The following is a 15733-nucleotide window of genomic DNA, read 5'->3' on the forward strand; positions in this document are numbered from 1 at the left end:
AACGAACCCCAAGAAGTACATGAGCATCGAACACGCCCCCGGCCTCGTCATCCAGCGCTTCACGCCGCCGCTGAAGCTCTCCGACTTCCGCGTCATCGCCTTCGACATGGACTCGACCCTGATCAACATCGAGTGCATCGACGAGATCGCGGGCGCGGCCGGCAAGAAGGCCGAGGTCGCGGCGATCACCGAGGCCGCGATGCGCGGCGAGATCACCGACTTCAAGGAGAGCCTGCGCCGGCGCCTGGCGCTGATGGAGGGCGTGCCGGCGACGGCGCTCGAGCAGGTCTACGAGCAGCGCCTGCAACTGAACCCCGGCGCGGTCGAGCTGATGCAGGCGGCGCGCGCCGCGGGCCTGACCACGCTGCTGGTGTCGGGCGGCTTCACCTTCTTCGCCGACCGGGTGCGCGAGCGCCTGGGCATGGACCATGCGAAGTCCAACCTGCTGGAGATCGCCGACGGACGGCTGACCGGCCGCGTGATCGGCGACATCGTCGACGGCGAGGAGAAGAAGCGCCAGCTGCTCGCGCTGTGCGAGCAGGTCGGCTGCAGCCCCTCGCAGGCCATCGCGGTCGGCGACGGTGCCAACGACCTCTTGATGATGCATGCCGCGGGCCTGTCGGTCGCCTACCACGCGAAACCGAAGGTGCGCGAGCAGGCGATGGTCGCGATCAACGAGGGCGGGCTCGACCGGCTGCTGGAGGTCGTCCTGCCGTGAGTGCAGCGAACCGCGCTCCCGTCGAACTCGCGAAGGCCTACCGGCTGCTGAACCACGGCCCGACGGTGCTGGTCAGCGCCGCCCACGACGGACGCGCCAACGTGATGGCCGCAGCCTGGAACATGCCGCTCGACTTCGACCCGCCGAAGGTCGCGGTAGTGCTCGACAAGAGCACCTTCACGCGCGGGCTGATCGAGGGCTCGGGCGAGTTCGTGCTGAACGTGCCCTGCCGCGCGCAGGCCGGGCTGACGGTCGCGGTCGGCTCGACGAGCGGCCGCGACGAGGACAAGATCGCGACGCTGAAGATCGCAACCGCCCCCGGCTCGGTCGTCGCCGCGCCGCTGGTCGAGGACTGCGTCGCCTGGCTCGAATGCCGGCGCCTGCCGCAGCCGGCGCTCGAGGCCGCGCACGACCTTTTCCTTGGCGAGGTGGTGGCCGCCTGGGCCGACCCGCGCGCGTTCTCGAACGGCCGCTGGCATTTCGACGACGAGGCGCTGCGCACCATCCACCATGTCGCGGGCGGCGCCTTCATGGCGATCGGCGAGGCCTTCAAGGCCGGCTGAAGCCCGCCCCTCGTCGATGAAAAACGGCCCGCCTCCCCGCAAAGGGAGCGCGGGCCGTTTCGCTGACGGAAAGCCGGATTCAGGCGGCGGGTGCCGAGGTCACGACGATGCCGTCGGCGTCCGCATAGAGCCAGTCGCCGGGGCGCACCCACACGCCCTGCAGTTGCACCGGCAGGTCCACCAGCCCCTGCTGGCGCCGCTCGGTCGGCAGCGGCATCGAGGCGAGCGCGCGGATGCCGACCTCGCAGGCGGCCAGCTCCGCCACGTCGCGCACGCAGCCGTCGATCACGACGCCGGCCCAGCCGTTGCGCGCCGCGGCCTGCCCGATGTTGCCGCCGACCAGCGCGCGGCGCAGCGAGCCGCCGCCGTCCACGACCAGCACGCGGCCCTCGCCGGGCGACTCCAGCGCCGCCTTCACGAGCGAGTTGTCCTCGAAGCACTTCACCGTCGCCACCGGCCCGGCGAACTTCGTTCGCCCGCCGAAGTCGCGGAACACCGGCGGCAGCACGCGGAAATCGCCGCTCGCGTCGTTCTTGCGCTCGTCGCACAGGTCGCAGGTCGCAAAGTCCTTCTTCTCGCTCGTCATCGCTCGCCCCTCCGGCGTGGTTGTGGTCGGTTCTTCCGGCTCAGCCCTTCTGCTTCACGCAGTCCATCCAGTACTCGCGGTTGCCGCGCTCGTCCTCGGTCACGACGAGCCCGTGCACGTCGGTCTCGAAGCCGGGGAACTGCTTGTTGAAGTCGCGCGCGAAGTACAGGTAGTCGAGGATCTTCTTGTTGAAGCGCTCGCCCGGGATCAAGAGCGGGATGCCCGGCGGATAGGGCGTCAGCAGCGAGGTGCCGATGCGGCCTTCGAGCTCGTCGATGTTCACGCGCTCGGTCTCGCCGTGCGCGATGCAGGCGAAGGCCTCGCTCGGCTTCATCGCCGGGTGCAGGTCCGACAGGTACATCTCGGTGGTCAGCCGCGCGATGTCCTTCTTCGCATAGGTCTCGTGGATGGTCTGGCAGAGGTCGCGCAGGCCCATGCGCTCGTAGCGCGGGTGCTTGGCGACGAACTCCGGCAGCACGCGCCACATCGGCTGGTTGCGGTCGTAGTCGTCCTTGAACTGCTGCAGCGCCGCCACCATCGTGTTCCAGCGGCCCTTGGTGATGCCGATCGTGAACAGGATGAAGAAGGAGTAGAGGCCGGTCTTCTCCACCACCACGCCGTGCTCGGCGAGGTACTTGGTGACGATCGAGGCCGGGATGCCGGTCTCGGCGAACTTGCCCGACACGTCCAGGCCCGTCGTGATGACGGTGGCCTTGATCGGGTCGAGCATGTTGAAGCCGTCGGCGAGGTTGCCGAAGCCGTGCCAGTCCTCGTCGGCGTGCAGCAGCCAGTCGCTCGGCTCGCCGATGCCTTCCTCGGTCAGGTGCTCCGGTCCCCAGACCTTGAACCACCAGTCGCTGTAGTCGCCCTCGACCTTGCGCATCGCGCGGCGGAAGTCGAGCGCCTCGCGGATGCTCTCCTCCACCAGCGCCGTGCCGCCCGGCGGCTCCATCATCGCCGCGGCCACGTCGCAGCTCGCGATGATCGCGTACTGCGGGCTGGTGCTGGTGTGCATCAGGTAGGCCTCGTTGAAGAGGTGGCGGTCGAGCTGCCTGGTCTGCGAGTCCTGCACCAGCACCTGCGAGGCCTGCGAGAGGCCCGCGAGCAGCTTGTGCGTGCTCTGCGTCGCGTAGACCATAGCCTCCTTCGGGCGCGGGCGGTTCTTGCCCATCGCGTGGTAGCTGCCGTAGAACTTGTGGAAGGCGGCGTGCGGCAGCCAGGCCTCGTCGAAGTGCAGGTGGTTGATCCAGCCGTCGAGCTTGGCCTTGATGGTCTCGGTGTTGTAGAGAACGCCGTCGTAGGTGCTCTGCGTGAGCGTGAGGATCCTCGGCTTGACCTTCTCGGGGTCGACCCCCGCGAGCAGCGGGTTGGCGGCGATCTTGCGCTTGATCGCCTCGGGCGAGAACTCGCTCTCGGGGATCGGGCCGATGATGCCGTAGTGGTTGCGCGTCGGCGTCAGGAACACGGGGATGGCCCCGGTCATGATGATCGAGTGCAGCACCGACTTGTGGCAGTTGCGGTCCACGACGACGATGTCGCCCGAGGCCACCGCGTGGTGCCAGACCATCTTGTTGCTGGTGCTGGTGCCGTTGGTGACGAAGAAGCAGTGGTCGGCGTTGAAGATGCGCGCGGCGTTCTTCTCGCTCGCGGCCACCGGCCCGGTGTGGTCGAGCAGCTGGCCGAGCTCCTCGACCGCGTTGCACACGTCGGCACGCAGCAGGTTCTCGCCGAAGAACTGGTGGAACATGTGTCCGACCGGGCTCTTCAGGAACGCGACGCCGCCCGAGTGGCCGGGGCAGTGCCAGGAGTAGGAGCCGTCCGACGCGTAGCCCATCAGCGCGCGGAAGAACGGCGGCGCCAGCCCGTCGAGGTAGCTCTTGGCCTCGCGGATGATGTGGCGCGCGACGAACTCCGGCGTGTCCTCGAACATGTGGATGAAGCCGTGCAGCTCGCGCAGGATGTCGTTGGGCAGGTGCTGCGAAGTGCGCGTCTCGCCGTACAGGTAGATCGGGATGTCGGCGTTCTTGTGGCGGATTTCGACGATGAACTTGCGCAGGTTCTGCAGCGCGGCGGGCTCCGGCTCGGGCTCGAGGCCCGCGAACTCCTCGTCGTCGATCGACAGGATGAAGGCGCTGGCGCGGCTCTGCTGCTGCGCGAACTGCGACAGGTCGCCGTAGCTCGTGACGCCGATGACCTCGAAGCCCTCCTTCTTGATGGCGTCGGCGAGCGCGCGGATGCCGAGGCCCGAGGTGTTCTCGGAGCGGTAGTCCTCGTCGATGATGACGATGGGGAAGTGGAAACGCATCATGCGGGACCTCTGGCGGAATGCGGATCGGTTTCGGAAAAGCGCGAAGTGTAGGGCCTGCACCGTGACAACACCTGCGGTCGGTCGACACGGAGGCCGCAGGCCGGCCATTTCCCTGGGGGAGCAGGCGCCATGCCGGCGCGGCACCGGGTGGCGGGAACGGCACGTACACTGCCCGGCTACAGGAAGACACATCGAGAGGGATGCATGGATCTGGGGCCTGCGACGGGATGGTGGGTGGCGGCCGGCGTCGTGGTGGCGCTGGAGCTGCTCAGCGGCAGCTTCCACCTGCTGATGCTGGGCATCGGCCTGGCTGCCGGCGCGCTGGCCGCCCATGCCGGCTTCGGCCTGCCGATGCAGATCGTCACCGCGGCCGTGATCGGCGGCGGCGCGGTGGGCGCCTGGGTGGTGCGCCGCCAGCAGGAGCCGCCCTCCCCGCCCGCCGGCGCCAACCGCGACGTCATGCTCGACATCGGCGAGCGCGTGCACGTCGAGCGCTGGGACGCGGACGGCAGCGCCCGCGTGCACTACCGCGGCGCCGAGTGGTCCGCGCGCTGGGCCGGCCCCGGCGCGCCCGCGCCGGGCGAGCATGTCATCGAGGCGCTCGAAGGCAGCCGCCTGGTGCTGCGCCGCTGAGCCCGAACCCGTCCCGCCCTTCCCCTTCCCGACCCGCCATCCCGACCCGGAGACCCCGAATGGAATTGATCGCCCCCGTCCTGTTCGTCCTCGCCGTGATCTTCATCGTGCGAGCGATCAAGGTGGTGCCGCAGCAGAACGCCTGGGTGCTCGAGCGCCTGGGCAAGTACCACGGCACGCTCACGCCGGGCCTGAACTTCATCGTGCCCTTCGTCGACCGCATCGCCTACAAGCACTCGCTCAAGGAGATCCCGCTCGACGTGCCGAGCCAGGTCTGCATCACCAAGGACAACACGCAGCTGCAGGTGGACGGCATCATCTATTTCCAGGTCACCGACCCGATGCGCGCGAGCTACGGCTCCAGCAACTACGTGATGGCGATCACCCAGCTCGCGCAGACCCTGCTGCGCTCGGTGATCGGCCGCATGGAGCTCGACAAGACCTTCGAGGAGCGCGACGCGATCAACACCGCGGTGGTCAACGCGCTCGACGAGGCCGCGCTCAACTGGGGCGTGAAGGTGCTGCGCTACGAGATCAAGGACCTCACGCCGCCGGCCGAGATCCTGCGCGCGATGCAGGCGCAGATCACCGCCGAGCGCGAGAAGCGCGCGCTGATCGCCGCGTCCGAGGGCCGCAAGCAGGAGCAGATCAACATCGCCACCGGCGAGCGCGAGTCCTTCATCGCGCGCTCCGAGGGCGAGAAGCAGGCCGAGATCAACAAGGCGCACGGCGAGGCCGCGGCGATCACCGCGGTGGCCGAGGCCACGGCCGGTGCGATCCGCCAGATCGCCGAGGCCATCCGGCAGCCCGGCGGCATGGAGGCGGTGAACCTGCGCGTGGCCGAGCAGGCGGTGCAGGCCTTCGCGCAGCTCGCGCAGAAGAACAACACGATGATCGTGCCGGGCAACATGAGCGAGGTCTCCGGCCTGATCGGCACCGCGATGACGCTGATGAAGAGCGCACCCCCGGCCTCGGCCGCCGTGCCGCCGCCGCGCTGAGTTCGCCGGCGAGCCGGCTGCCCCGCCGGCTCGCCGCCCCTGCCGCGTGGCGGGCGTGCCATCCCCCCCGATCCCCGCGCCTTCAGGCAGGTGCCGCCCCCCGGTGCACGGGAAGCCGGCAGGGACGTCCGTTCCTAGACTGCCCCGCAGGGGGAAACGGACATGGAATGGAGCACTTCCACCGCCCCCGCACCGCCGGGAAGCCGGTGCGGGGCGACTCTCTATCGTGCGTTCGCGACGCTGGGCAGCGCCCTGCTGTCCACGGTCCTGCTGACCGCCACCGCGCAGGCCTCGCCCGCGCCGCCGCTCGACGCCGCCGTCGCGAAGACGGCTTCGCGGCTCGACACCGGGTCCGGCGCTGACGCGCCGCGGCAGGCGCGCACGGGCGGGCGGGCGCTGAGCTATGCGACGGTGCACCGGGTCAACCGGGACGTCAACACAGCCACCCGCTACGTGAGCGACGAGGAACTGTACGGCCGCCCGGAGCACTGGACGATCGCGCGCGGCGCGGGGGACTGCGAGGACTATGCGCTGGCCAAGCGGGCGGCCCTGCTCGCGGCCGGTGCCGATCCGGCCCACCTGCGGCTCGCGACCGCCTGGATCGCCAGCGGCGAATACCACCTGGTGCTGATCGCCACCACCGATCGCGGCGAATACGTGCTCGATGCCCGCCACCCCTTCCCGATGGTCCGCCAGGACCTCGAGGCCCAGGGCTACCGCTGGCATCTCGTCGAGGAGGCAGGACGATGGTTCGCGGTGCTCTGATGATGACCGTGGTCCTGCTCGCCGCCTGTGCGGCGCCGCTGCCCTTCCGGGCCGGCGAGGAGCGGCTCGGCCCGATCGGCTGGTTCGACTACTGCGTCCGCCATCCCGACGAACCGGGCTGCGGATGGGCTGCCGCTGCCGCGCAGCCGCAGACCGCGGCCTCGGGACCGGCGGCAGGACTCTGAGCCGCGGCCCCGGGGGGCCGGGCTCGCAGGCCCGGCCCGGTCGTGCCTTGCCTCAATGGCGATGGAAGAAGCCGAGGCAGCGCACGATGATGCCGAGCAGCCCCAGCAGCAGCAGGCTCACCAGGCCCAGCACCAGCACGCCGGCCAGCGCCCCCAGCAGGATCTCCTCCGACCAGCCGGCCTTCTCGTAGCTCGCCCACGCGCCCCACCCCATCGGCACGAGCAGGAAGAGGAAGCGCAACATCTTTTCCGCCATGGAACCTCCCCGACAAGCCATCGCGACACGAGCGTCGCTCGGTTTCAGGGTAGAGGGCGGCCACGGGCGCGGAGGCAATGCCCGGGGAGAGCCTGCGCCCAGGGCGCTGCGATGACCCGTCCGGGGGGATCCCCCGTTCATGCCTGCTCCCGTGCATGCCTGCTCCCGGGCAGGCAGGCCTGTCCGGGAAAGCCACCGCCTTCCCGTTTCCACCAGGGAGTGCCCGAGGGGCCGCACGTGCCTGCCGGCGCCATGCGGCGCCTGCGCATGCAGCAGGGGTTCAGGGTGCGGGGGCGAGGCCGGCCGAGCCGGCAGCGGGACGGGGCGGCCCGCGAAGGAGACGGCAGGGACCGCGCGCGGCGCGGTCCTGCCCGGAGAAATCAGCCGACCTCCTGGTCCAGCCGCGCCAGCAGGCGTTCGACCTCCGTGTCGAATACCTGCAGCACCCGGTCCGCCACCGGACGGTTCAGCAGCGAGACCCGCGCCTCCTCCGTCCGGTAGAGCAGCGCCTCGCCGAGCAGCTTCGTGCCCTCGCCGGCCTTCACGTCCCGCAGCACGCTGGTGAAGCACTCCAGTGCCACCAGCCGACCCTGCAGGTCGTGGAGCTTTTCGGTGATGTCGTTGAGCTTGTCCATCGCGCCACAGGCGCTCCGCCGTGCAGGTGTCATGGGTGACTAGCGTAGCCGCCGGCTGCCGCAGGGCAATCCCCGACTTGAACCGCCCTGATCAGGGCGGGGGGATGGGGGGCCGCGCCGACCCGGTGGGGCGAGCCGGCGCCGGGACGCCCCGATCTCGGCCCTGCGCCTGCCGCAGCGGCGCCTCCGGCTCGCCCGGCAGCTCGGGGATCACCCCGCGCAGTCAGGCCTTGCCCGGCTCGTGGTGGTAGCGCTCGTGCCAGTGCTGCTTGGCGGCGTAGGGGGGCAGCGCGAAGGGCACCGGGTAGGTCCTTGAAGCGCCCGTGCCCCTGCATCACGTCGCCGAGGCGCTGCGGGATCGTCAGCAGCAGCCCGGTGTGCTCGAGCACGAAGGCCGCGCCGAGGAAATTGGGAATCTGCAGCGCGACGCGGCGCCGGATGCGCTGGCGCGCCGGCTCGCGCTCGATGATCAGGTGCCCGGTGCCGGAGCTGCCGACCAGCGCGTGTTCCTCGGCCTCGAGCTGCGCCAGCGACAGCGCCCCGCGCACGCGCGGGTGGTCGCGCCATGCAGACGTCGTGCTGCCGGAACAGCGCCTGCTGGTAGAAGCCCGCCTCGAGCTGCGCGATGAAGCCGAGCGCGAGTTCGGCCTCGCCCTGCTCCAGCATGCGGCGAGCGGCTTCATGCTCGACGAGGCCGACACCTGCTGTGCGCGGCCCTTCGCCGCGGTGCGCCTCGTCAAGCGCAGCGCCGATGCGCCCGCCTTCCTCTTCGTCGCCGACGAGAGCCCGCTGCACCGCAAGCTCGGCATCCATGAAGTGCGCGGCTGAACCGAGGCTGCGCACGAGGTCCGGCGCCGAGCCGCCCGGAGACAAGAACAGGGCCCGGCACGCGGCAGGCAGGGAAGGCGGGATCTCGGCTCCCGATCGCTTCGCGCCGGCAATCGATCGTCCGCCCCGATCCGCTGTGTCGAGCGGGCCGGGGAAAACAGGTCGCTGCCGAATCACCATTTCCCCAGGTCGGGGCGAGGCGAAAACACGCCTCGAAGAAGTAGCATGAATTCGGCCTGCTTCGTGCAGCCGGCTTCGAACGGGTGCTTGCGTCCTTTGCGGGAGCCGGGACGCAGGACTTCGGCGGCACTCCCGTGCAGGAGGAAGAGCGATGGCCAAGTATCGCGGGCAACTGCCGCAACTGGGGGACGGCCTCTTCGCAACGGACGGAGGGCTGGAGACCACCCTCATTTTCGACGAAGGCATCGAACTCCCCTCCTTCGCGGCTTTCGTGCTGCTCGACAGCGACGAAGGGCGTGCGGTGTTGCGCAAGTACTTCCGCAGTTACGGCGCAATCGCCGCACGGCACGGGATGGGAATCGTTCTGGAAAGCCCGACATGGCGGGCGAATCGCGACTGGGGCGCCAGGCTCGGCCACTCCCGCGAATCCCTCGACCGATTGAACCGGGAAGCGATCGGCCTGCTGGTCGAATTGCGCGGCGAGATGGAAGCGGGCGGCAAGGAACCGGTCGTCATCAGCGGCAACATCGGCCCGAGAGGGGACGGCTACTCGGTCTCCGTCAGGATGAGCAGTGCGGAGGCGGAAAGCTATCACCGCCAGCAGATCGAAACCTTCGCACAGACGGAGGCGGACATGGTGGCCGCCTTCACGTTGAACCATGTCGACGAGGCGACCGGTATCGCGCGCGCCGCGCGGGCGTTCGGGATGCCGGTGGCGCTCTCCTTCACGGTCGAGACCGACGGGCGCCTTCCTGACGGGCAGACGCTGCGTGAAGCGATCGAAGCGACCGACGACGCGACGACAGGCTCTGCGGCCTACTACATGGTCAACTGCGCCCACCCGACGCACCTGGAGGATGCCCTCGCCGAGGGCGGGGAATGGCTTTCCCGGCTGCGCGGCGTGCGCGCCAATGCCTCGCGCAAGAGCCACAAGGAACTCGACGAGGCCAGCGCTCTCGACGCCGGGGATCCGCGGGAACTCGGCAGCCAGTATGCGGACTTGCAGCGGATGCTGCCCTTCCTGAGCGTGGTCGGTGGCTGCTGCGGCACCGACCAGAGACATGTGGACGCCATATGCAAGGCGCTCACGCGCGGGTGAGGACGGCAGGACCGCGTTTCGGTCGCGCGCCCCCCACCCCTTGCTCCTTCTCGTGCAATCCACGCACGTGCCGGGAGCGAGCCGGCCGATGGCGTGCCGGCGAGCGAGGTGGCGCTGCGTCGGCTGCGTCGAGGAACGGCCGCGGCGCTCTCGCCGGGTCCGAGTCGATGCAGCGTGCGCGGCAGGAAGCCGAACGAGGACTCGCGTCGCCTGAAGACGGCGGCCGTTCGCCTGCCCTCGGGCCAAGCAAGCCCGCCCTGTCGAATCCGGTGTGCCGCCCCTCGGCCGGGCACCGACTGCCTCTAGCGCCTGCGCTCCTCTTGCGGCGAGCGGCCCTCGCGACCCCGTTCCACGGGCCGGTACGCCTTGGCCGGACGCATCGACAAGCCGGCCGCCGGGGGAAAAGCCGCCGGACCGGCCGCGGAGGACCGCAGCGGTTCCTCCGGCTGCGTCAGCCCGAGGACGGCCGCCCCGAACTTGTTCTCGCCCTGCACCTCCGTCATTCCGAACAGCAGGACGGCCACTCCCACCAGGCCCCAATCGAGCATCCGCATCACCGACTCCTTCCGAAGGGGGACCCGGCTCGCAGGCGCTGCCGGGTCCCCCCGCCCCCGCCCGAAAGCAAGGTTCGCGCCTCCACCCGCCGCGTCGGACCCGCCCGCGGGCCCCGCCGCCCGGCAAGAGGTGCCGTGCCGCCGGCAGCCCGGCCGTGAAATTTCGCGGCAGGCCTCCGGGATTTGCACGCGCCTGCCTGGCGCTCGCCCTTGCGGCTCCCGCTCAAGGCCGGCCCCCCGGGATGCGGCCGCAAGCCCTGCGTGCGTCCACCCGGGGCCGCTCCTGCGGGAATCGAGCATTCCGCCAGCCAAGCCTGACGTTCTGCCAATTCCCTGCGCAAAACGCGACATTCCTGTCACTTCAGCTTGGCGGTGGGCTTGCGCAGACTGGGAGGCATTCCCAGCCACCCTAACGACCCCGCCCATGAAGAACCAGAACCGCCGCCTCCCCGGCACCCTCTACCTCGGCGCCCGCGACATGATCCGCCTCGTGCAGCGCAAGGGCCTCTCCGCCTGCATCGCCGGCGTGGCCGAGCGCATCCGCCGCGACTTCCTGCGCTGGAGCGAGTTCGACAAGAGTGCCCGCGTGGCCTGCCACTCGCGCGACGGCGTGATCGAGCTGATGCCGATCGCCGACGGGCGCGACTTCGCCTTCAAGTACGTCAACGGCCACCCGCGGAACACCCGCGAGGGGCTGCCGACCGTGATGGCCTTCGGCGTGCTCGCCGACGTCGCCACCGGCGCGCCGCGCTTCCTGGGGGAGCTGACGCTGACCACCGCGATCCGCACCGCCGCGATGTCGGCGCTGGCCGCGCGCGCGCTGGCCCGCCCGGGCAGCCGCAGCATGGCGCTGATCGGCAACGGCGCGCAGAGCGAGTTCCAGGCGCTCGCCTTCCGCAACCTGCTCGGCATCCGCGAGCTGCGCCTGCACGACACCGACGCGGCGGCGAGCGCCAAGCTCGCCGCCAACCTCGCGGGCGAGGGCCTGCGGCTGCGCGTGTGCCGCAGCACCGCGGAGGCGGTGCACGGCGCCGACATCGTCACCACCGTGACGGCGGACAAGACCAACGCGACGATCCTCGTACCGGAGATGATCGAGCCCGGCATGCACGTCAACGCGGTCGGCGGCGACTGCCCCGGCAAGACCGAGTTGCATGCCGGCGTGCTGTCGCGCAGCGCCGTGTTCGTCGAGTTCGAGCCGCAGACCCGCATCGAGGGCGACATCCAGCAGATGCCGGGGGACTTCCCCGTCACCGAGCTGTGGCGGGTGCTCGCGGGCCTGCATCCCGGCCGCGCCGACGCCTCGCAGGTCACGGTGTTCGACTCGGTGGGCTTCGCGCTGGAGGACTACTCGGCGCTGTGCTTCATGCGCGACGCCGCGGCCGAGCTCGGCCTCGGGGAGGCGATCGAGCTGATCCCGCAGGCCGAGGACCCGAAGGACCTGTTCGGGCTGCTGCGCCCGCCGGCCCCGGTGGCGGCAAGGGCCGCGGAGGCCGCGCCCGCCGGCCTCGCCGCCTGAACCGGACGCGGGCCCGGCCCGGGCGGCGGGGCCTGCGGCGCCTGCGCTGCCGCAGGCGGCCGGATGCCGCGGCGCGGCTTCAGCGGAAGCTTGCGAGCAGGATGCTCGTCTCGGTGTGGCGGATGCCCTTGAGCAGGCGCACGCGCTCGAGCACGTCAGAGAGCTCGGCCATCGACTCGACGCTCAGCTCGGCCAGCAGGTCCCAGCGGCCGTTGGTGTCGTGCAGCGCCTGCACGGCCGGCTCGCCGAGCAGGCCGGCGACGACCTCGCGGGTCTGGTTGCCCTCCACCAGCACGCCCATCCAGGCGCGGATGCGTTCGGGCTCGGCATCGGGCCGCAGCCGCACCGTGTAGCCGACGATGACCTGCTCGTCCTCGAGCTTGCGCAGCCGGTTGGAGACGGTGGCGCGCGACACGCCGAGCTTGCCCGCCAAGGTGGCAACACTCATGCGCGCGTCCTTGCGCAGCAGCGAGATGAGTCGTCGGTCGGTGCTGTCCATCGTCGTGCGGGGCCCCCGGGGTCGGAGTTCGGCCGTGGCGCCGGGCCGCGGCCGCCGAGGCGATGATAGACCGCATGGGGCGACGGCACCGGCGGGGCCCCCGCCGGTGCCGCGCGGGACGGCGGGCCCTACCCGAGCGACTTCTCGATCAGCGCCTTGATGCGCTCCACGTAGCGGAACTCTTCCTCCTTCAGCGGCTCGGCGCGTCCCGCCGCGCCCCAGTCGAGGCACAGCAGGCCGACGGGCTGGCGCGCCGGGCCGAGCGGCAGCAGCAGCAGCGACTTCGCGGCCGGGAAGGCCTGCGCGAACCACGCCGGGATGCGGCGGGCGATGTTGGGCTCGGTCGTGTCGGCGAGGTGGACCGCGCTGCCCTGCGCCAGCGCGATGTGGAACACGTTGGGCGAGAACGCCTCCTCGAACTGCATCCTGCGCATGTGCGGCTCCACGTCCAGCCCCATGCCCAGTGCCAGCTCGTAGCACTTGCGCGTCGGACGCCGCTGGAAGAACAGCACCCGGTTGGCGTCGAGCGCCTCCAGCAGGACCTCCAGGGTCATCGCGCGCAGCCTCGGGCCGCTCAGCGCGCCCTCCATGCCCTGCACCTCGCTCAGCCCGGCGGCCAGCTTCTGCAGCGTGGTGCGCAGCGGGACCGGTGCCGAGGCGCTGTCCGCGCCGGCCGCGCCCGCCGGCCGGATCGCGAGGGCCGCGGCGGCCTGCGCCTCGTCGACCTGCGCGATGCGGATCGCCTCGTCCGAGACGGCCCTCAGGCGCTCGGCCGGCAAGCCCACCGGCTCGGCGTAGCGCGCGGCGAGCGCCTCGATCTCGGCCGGCGCCGCCTCGCGCGACACGGCGTCGACGTAGCGCAGCGAGTACCCGGCCACCGAATGCACCCAGGACTGGTGCGCGTCCTCCGTGCCGAGGGGTTCGGCGACATGCATGGCCAGCTCCCGCGGCAGCGCCCAGTGCCGGCAGACGCTGCACGCCAGCTGCGAGTAGCTCATCCCCAGCACCTCGGCGGAGACGGCCTCCTCGGAATCCGGATCCGGCCGGCGCGCCTGCACCGCTGCGAAGCGCTGCGGCAGGTAGACGCAGACCAGCAGCCGCCCGAGGCTGCGCAGCAGCGTGGCGATGGTGACGATCTCCGCCTCGCGTCCGGAAGCCACGCCGCCGATGCGGCGCGCGACGACGCCGGCGATCACCGCCTTGGAGAGCTCGCGGCTCGCGCTCGCCGACTTCGCGGCCTGGCCGAGGTTGTCGATGAGCTTGAGCCCCATCGCGAGGTGGCCCACCGTCTCGGTGCCGAGGATGTAGACCGCCTTGGACACCGTCGAGACCGCGCCGCCGAAGGCCGAGTACATCGCCGAGTTCGCCAGGCGCAGCACCTTCTGCGTGAGCGCGAAGTCGCCCAGCACCGCGTCCACCAGGCGCGCGTCGGTGCGCTCCTCGTCGTTCAGCAGGCTCTGGATGCGCGCCAGCGTGGACGAGATGGCGGGGAAGTCGCCGCGCCGCGACATCTCGTCCATCAGGCGTGACAGGGTGGCAGTCGAAGTCATGAGGTTCGGGATCCGGAGGCTGCGGGCACCCGCCCGCAGCGGAATTTCTCGATGAACTGCAGCGGGTCCACCGGGCGCCCGTAGAGGTAGCCCTGCAGGTGGTCGACCCCCATCTGCGCGAGCAGCCGCGCCTGCCCCTCGGTCTCGACGCCTTCGGCGACGGTCTCCAGGCCGAGCGCCTGGGCGAGGTCGATGACGGCCTTGACGAGGTAGCGGGACACGTCGTCGTGCTCGACGTCCTGCGTGAAGGAGCGGTCGACCTTCAGCGCGCTGATCGGGTAGGACTTGAGGTAGGCGAGGCAGGAGTAGCCGGTGCCGAAGTCGTCGATGGCGCAGCGCACGCCTAGCGAGGATATCTGCCGCAGCAGCGCCTGGGTCTTGCCCTGGTCGTTCATCAGCATCGTCTCGGTGATCTCGAGCACCAGCCGGCCCGGCTCGATGCCGGTCACCGACAGCACCTTGCGCAGGTTCTTCTCGAAGTCGGGGTGGCGCAGCTGGCGCGGGCTGACGTTGACGCTCATGTAGAGGCCGCCGATCCCCGCCTCGTCGAAGCGCTTGAGCTGCATCGCGGCGGCGCGCAGCACGTAGTCGCCGAGCAGCGTGATCAGCCCGTTGTTCTCCGCCACCGGGATGAACTCCGCCGGCGGCACGAAGCTGCCGTCCGGCTTGCGCCAGCGCATCAGCGCCTCGCAGCCCCGCACGGTGCCGGCGGCGTCCACCAGCGGCTGGTACTGCACCAGGAACTCGCCGCTGCGCACCGCGGCATGCATCGAGGCCTCGATCGAGACCTGGGCGGAGCTGGCGCTGACCAGCTCCTGCTCGAAGTGCGAGAACCGGTTCTTGCCGAGCTGCTTGGCGCGGTACATCGCCATGTCGGCGTGCTGGATGAGCTCGAGCACCGTGTTGCCCTGCTCCGGATAGCAGGCCACCCCGATGCTCGCGCTGACGTAGACCTCCTGGCCCTGGACGACGATCGGCTTGCGCACCGCCTCCAGCACCCGCTCGCAGACCTGCTGCACCACCGCGTGGTCCTGCACGCCGTCGAGCACCAGCACGAACTCGTCACCGCCGGTGCGGCTGATCGTGTCCACGTCGCGCAGCGTGTCGCGCACGCGCGTGCCCACGACCTTCAGCAGCGTGTCGCCGGCGAGGTGGCCGAGCGCGTCGTTGACCTTCTTGAAGCCGTCGAGGTCCATCATCAGCACCGCGAAGCAGCCCTTCTGGCGCTTGGCCAGCGCGATGTGGCGCTCGATGCGGTCGTGCAGCAGCGACTTGTTCGGCAGGCCCGTGAGCGGGTCGTGCGCCGCCACGGTGCGCAGGTCGCGCTCGACCTTGCGCATCTCCGACAGGTCGTAGCCGACCACCCACACCTGGTCGGTCGCCGGATCGCGGAACACCTTCGCGCGGATCGGCACCGGGCTGCCGATGCTCGACACCAGGTCGAGGTCGCGCGCTTCCGCCCTCCCCGCGTCGGCGGCCTTCAGCGCGGCGCGCAGCGCCGGCCGGCAGTCCGCGCTCACCAGCGAGAGCAGCTCCCTGCCGAGCAGGTCGTCCGCCAGCATCGCCAGCAGGCGCGGCACGCCGGCGTTGACGTGGTTCACCCTCCCGTCCGGGTCCACCGACAAGGCGAAGTCGCAGGCCCGCTCGATGAACAGTCGCTGGGCGGCCAGCGTGACGTCGGAGCGCGCATCGGAGAGAGAAAATTCCATGCTCGGTTCTTGGTTCTGGGACGGCAGCAATTCGCCAAATATCCCGCAACAGAATGCGTATTGTGTTGCGTTTTGGATTTCCAGTCCCACAAACAAGCACCCAGAAGCACCGTTGTTGCACAGAAAGTCATTTCCCGGGACGGATTTG

General features: G+C 70.6%; 17 protein-coding genes. 9 read left to right on the forward strand and 8 right to left on the reverse strand.

Features of this window, described 5'->3' with window-relative positions; all coding sequences use genetic code 11:
- Window positions 1–19: 19 nt before the first annotated feature.
- Window positions 20–718 carry a phosphoserine phosphatase SerB gene (serB, locus tag D3A59_RS07425; protein ID WP_119154277.1) on the forward strand — a complete coding sequence of 233 codons (699 nt, stop codon included), beginning with the start codon at window positions 20–22 and terminating at the stop codon, window positions 716–718.
- A complete protein-coding gene (locus tag D3A59_RS07430) occupies window positions 715–1281 on the forward strand; it encodes a flavin reductase family protein (RefSeq protein ID WP_119154278.1) in 567 nt (188 codons plus the stop codon). Before serB ends, D3A59_RS07430 begins: the two co-directional genes overlap by 4 nt.
- Before the next feature lie 79 nt (window positions 1282–1360).
- On the opposite strand, the gene rraA is transcribed toward D3A59_RS07430, so the two are convergent.
- Both rraA and D3A59_RS07440 read right to left on the reverse strand, forming a co-directional pair.
- Window positions 1361–1867 (reverse strand): ribonuclease E activity regulator RraA, encoded by a 507-nt coding sequence (rraA, locus tag D3A59_RS07435; RefSeq protein WP_119154279.1) that lies wholly within the window; start codon window positions 1865–1867, stop codon window positions 1361–1363.
- A gap of 40 nt (window positions 1868–1907) precedes the next feature.
- Window positions 1908–4175, reverse strand: a complete 2268-nt coding sequence (locus tag D3A59_RS07440; RefSeq protein WP_119154280.1) for an Orn/Lys/Arg family decarboxylase — start codon at window positions 4173–4175, stop codon at window positions 1908–1910.
- A 204-nt stretch (window positions 4176–4379) separates the two neighbouring features.
- Here D3A59_RS07440 and D3A59_RS07445 point away from each other — a divergent pair, with 204 nt between their 5' ends.
- The 4 genes from D3A59_RS07445 (at window position 4380) to D3A59_RS07460 (ending at window position 6756) form a co-directional block, all read left to right on the forward strand.
- Window positions 4380–4808, forward strand: coding sequence for an NfeD family protein (locus tag D3A59_RS07445; protein ID WP_119154281.1), 429 nt, complete (start codon window positions 4380–4382; stop codon window positions 4806–4808).
- 59 nt (window positions 4809–4867) lie between these two features.
- Window positions 4868–5806, forward strand: a complete 939-nt coding sequence (locus tag D3A59_RS07450; RefSeq protein WP_119154282.1) for an SPFH domain-containing protein — start codon at window positions 4868–4870, stop codon at window positions 5804–5806.
- A 162-nt stretch (window positions 5807–5968) separates the two neighbouring features.
- Entirely contained in the window at window positions 5969–6571 is a 603-nt protein-coding gene (locus D3A59_RS07455; RefSeq protein ID WP_119154283.1) for a transglutaminase-like cysteine peptidase, read from the forward strand.
- Window positions 6553–6756, forward strand: a complete 204-nt coding sequence (locus D3A59_RS07460) for a hypothetical protein (RefSeq protein WP_157991442.1) — start codon at window positions 6553–6555, stop codon at window positions 6754–6756. Before D3A59_RS07455 ends, D3A59_RS07460 begins: the two co-directional genes overlap by 19 nt.
- 52 nt (window positions 6757–6808) lie before the next feature.
- On the opposite strand, the gene D3A59_RS07465 is transcribed toward D3A59_RS07460, so the two are convergent.
- Window positions 6809–7012, reverse strand: coding sequence for a hypothetical protein (locus D3A59_RS07465; RefSeq protein ID WP_157991443.1), 204 nt, complete (start codon window positions 7010–7012; stop codon window positions 6809–6811).
- 380 nt (window positions 7013–7392) lie between these two features.
- Window positions 7393–7647 (reverse strand): hypothetical protein, encoded by a 255-nt coding sequence (locus tag D3A59_RS07470; protein WP_119154286.1) that lies wholly within the window; start codon window positions 7645–7647, stop codon window positions 7393–7395.
- Window positions 7648–8085: 438 nt separating this feature from the next.
- On the opposite strand from D3A59_RS07470, the gene D3A59_RS25925 reads away from it, so the two are divergent.
- Window positions 8086–8475 (forward strand): hypothetical protein, encoded by a 390-nt coding sequence (locus D3A59_RS25925; protein ID WP_205665135.1) that lies wholly within the window; start codon window positions 8086–8088, stop codon window positions 8473–8475.
- A gap of 331 nt (window positions 8476–8806) precedes the next feature.
- Window positions 8807–9754, forward strand: a complete 948-nt coding sequence (locus tag D3A59_RS07485) for a homocysteine S-methyltransferase family protein (RefSeq protein WP_119154287.1) — start codon at window positions 8807–8809, stop codon at window positions 9752–9754.
- A 302-nt stretch (window positions 9755–10056) separates the two neighbouring features.
- Here D3A59_RS07485 and D3A59_RS07490 read toward each other — a convergent pair whose 3' ends face one another.
- The gene (locus D3A59_RS07490; protein ID WP_119154288.1) at window positions 10057–10308 is read right to left on the reverse strand and encodes a hypothetical protein; all 252 of its coding nucleotides are present in this window, start codon (window positions 10306–10308) and stop codon (window positions 10057–10059) included.
- Between the two features lie 424 nt (window positions 10309–10732).
- Between D3A59_RS07490 and D3A59_RS07495 the strand changes: the two genes are divergently transcribed.
- The gene (locus tag D3A59_RS07495; RefSeq protein WP_119154289.1) at window positions 10733–11827 is read left to right on the forward strand and encodes an ornithine cyclodeaminase; all 1095 of its coding nucleotides are present in this window, start codon (window positions 10733–10735) and stop codon (window positions 11825–11827) included.
- A 79-nt stretch (window positions 11828–11906) separates the two neighbouring features.
- Here the strand turns inward: D3A59_RS07495 and D3A59_RS07500 are convergent, their stop codons facing one another.
- From D3A59_RS07500 to D3A59_RS07510, 3 genes are all read right to left on the reverse strand, one after another.
- On the reverse strand, window positions 11907–12326 hold the full coding sequence (locus tag D3A59_RS07500; RefSeq protein WP_119154290.1) for an Lrp/AsnC family transcriptional regulator: 420 nt from the start codon (window positions 12324–12326) through the stop codon (window positions 11907–11909).
- A 128-nt stretch (window positions 12327–12454) separates the two neighbouring features.
- Complete coding sequence (locus D3A59_RS07505) at window positions 12455–13876, reverse strand: HDOD domain-containing protein (RefSeq protein ID WP_119154291.1); 1422 nt, start codon at window positions 13874–13876, stop codon at window positions 12455–12457.
- The gene (locus D3A59_RS07510) at window positions 13873–15585 is read right to left on the reverse strand and encodes a putative bifunctional diguanylate cyclase/phosphodiesterase (RefSeq protein WP_119154292.1); all 1713 of its coding nucleotides are present in this window, start codon (window positions 15583–15585) and stop codon (window positions 13873–13875) included. Before D3A59_RS07510 ends, D3A59_RS07505 begins: the two co-directional genes overlap by 4 nt.
- Between the last annotated feature and the right edge of the window lie 148 nt (window positions 15586–15733).

It is taken from the genome of Caldimonas tepidiphila (genome assembly GCF_003569765.1).
GTDB lineage: Bacteria > Pseudomonadota > Gammaproteobacteria > Burkholderiales > Burkholderiaceae_C > Caldimonas > Caldimonas tepidiphila.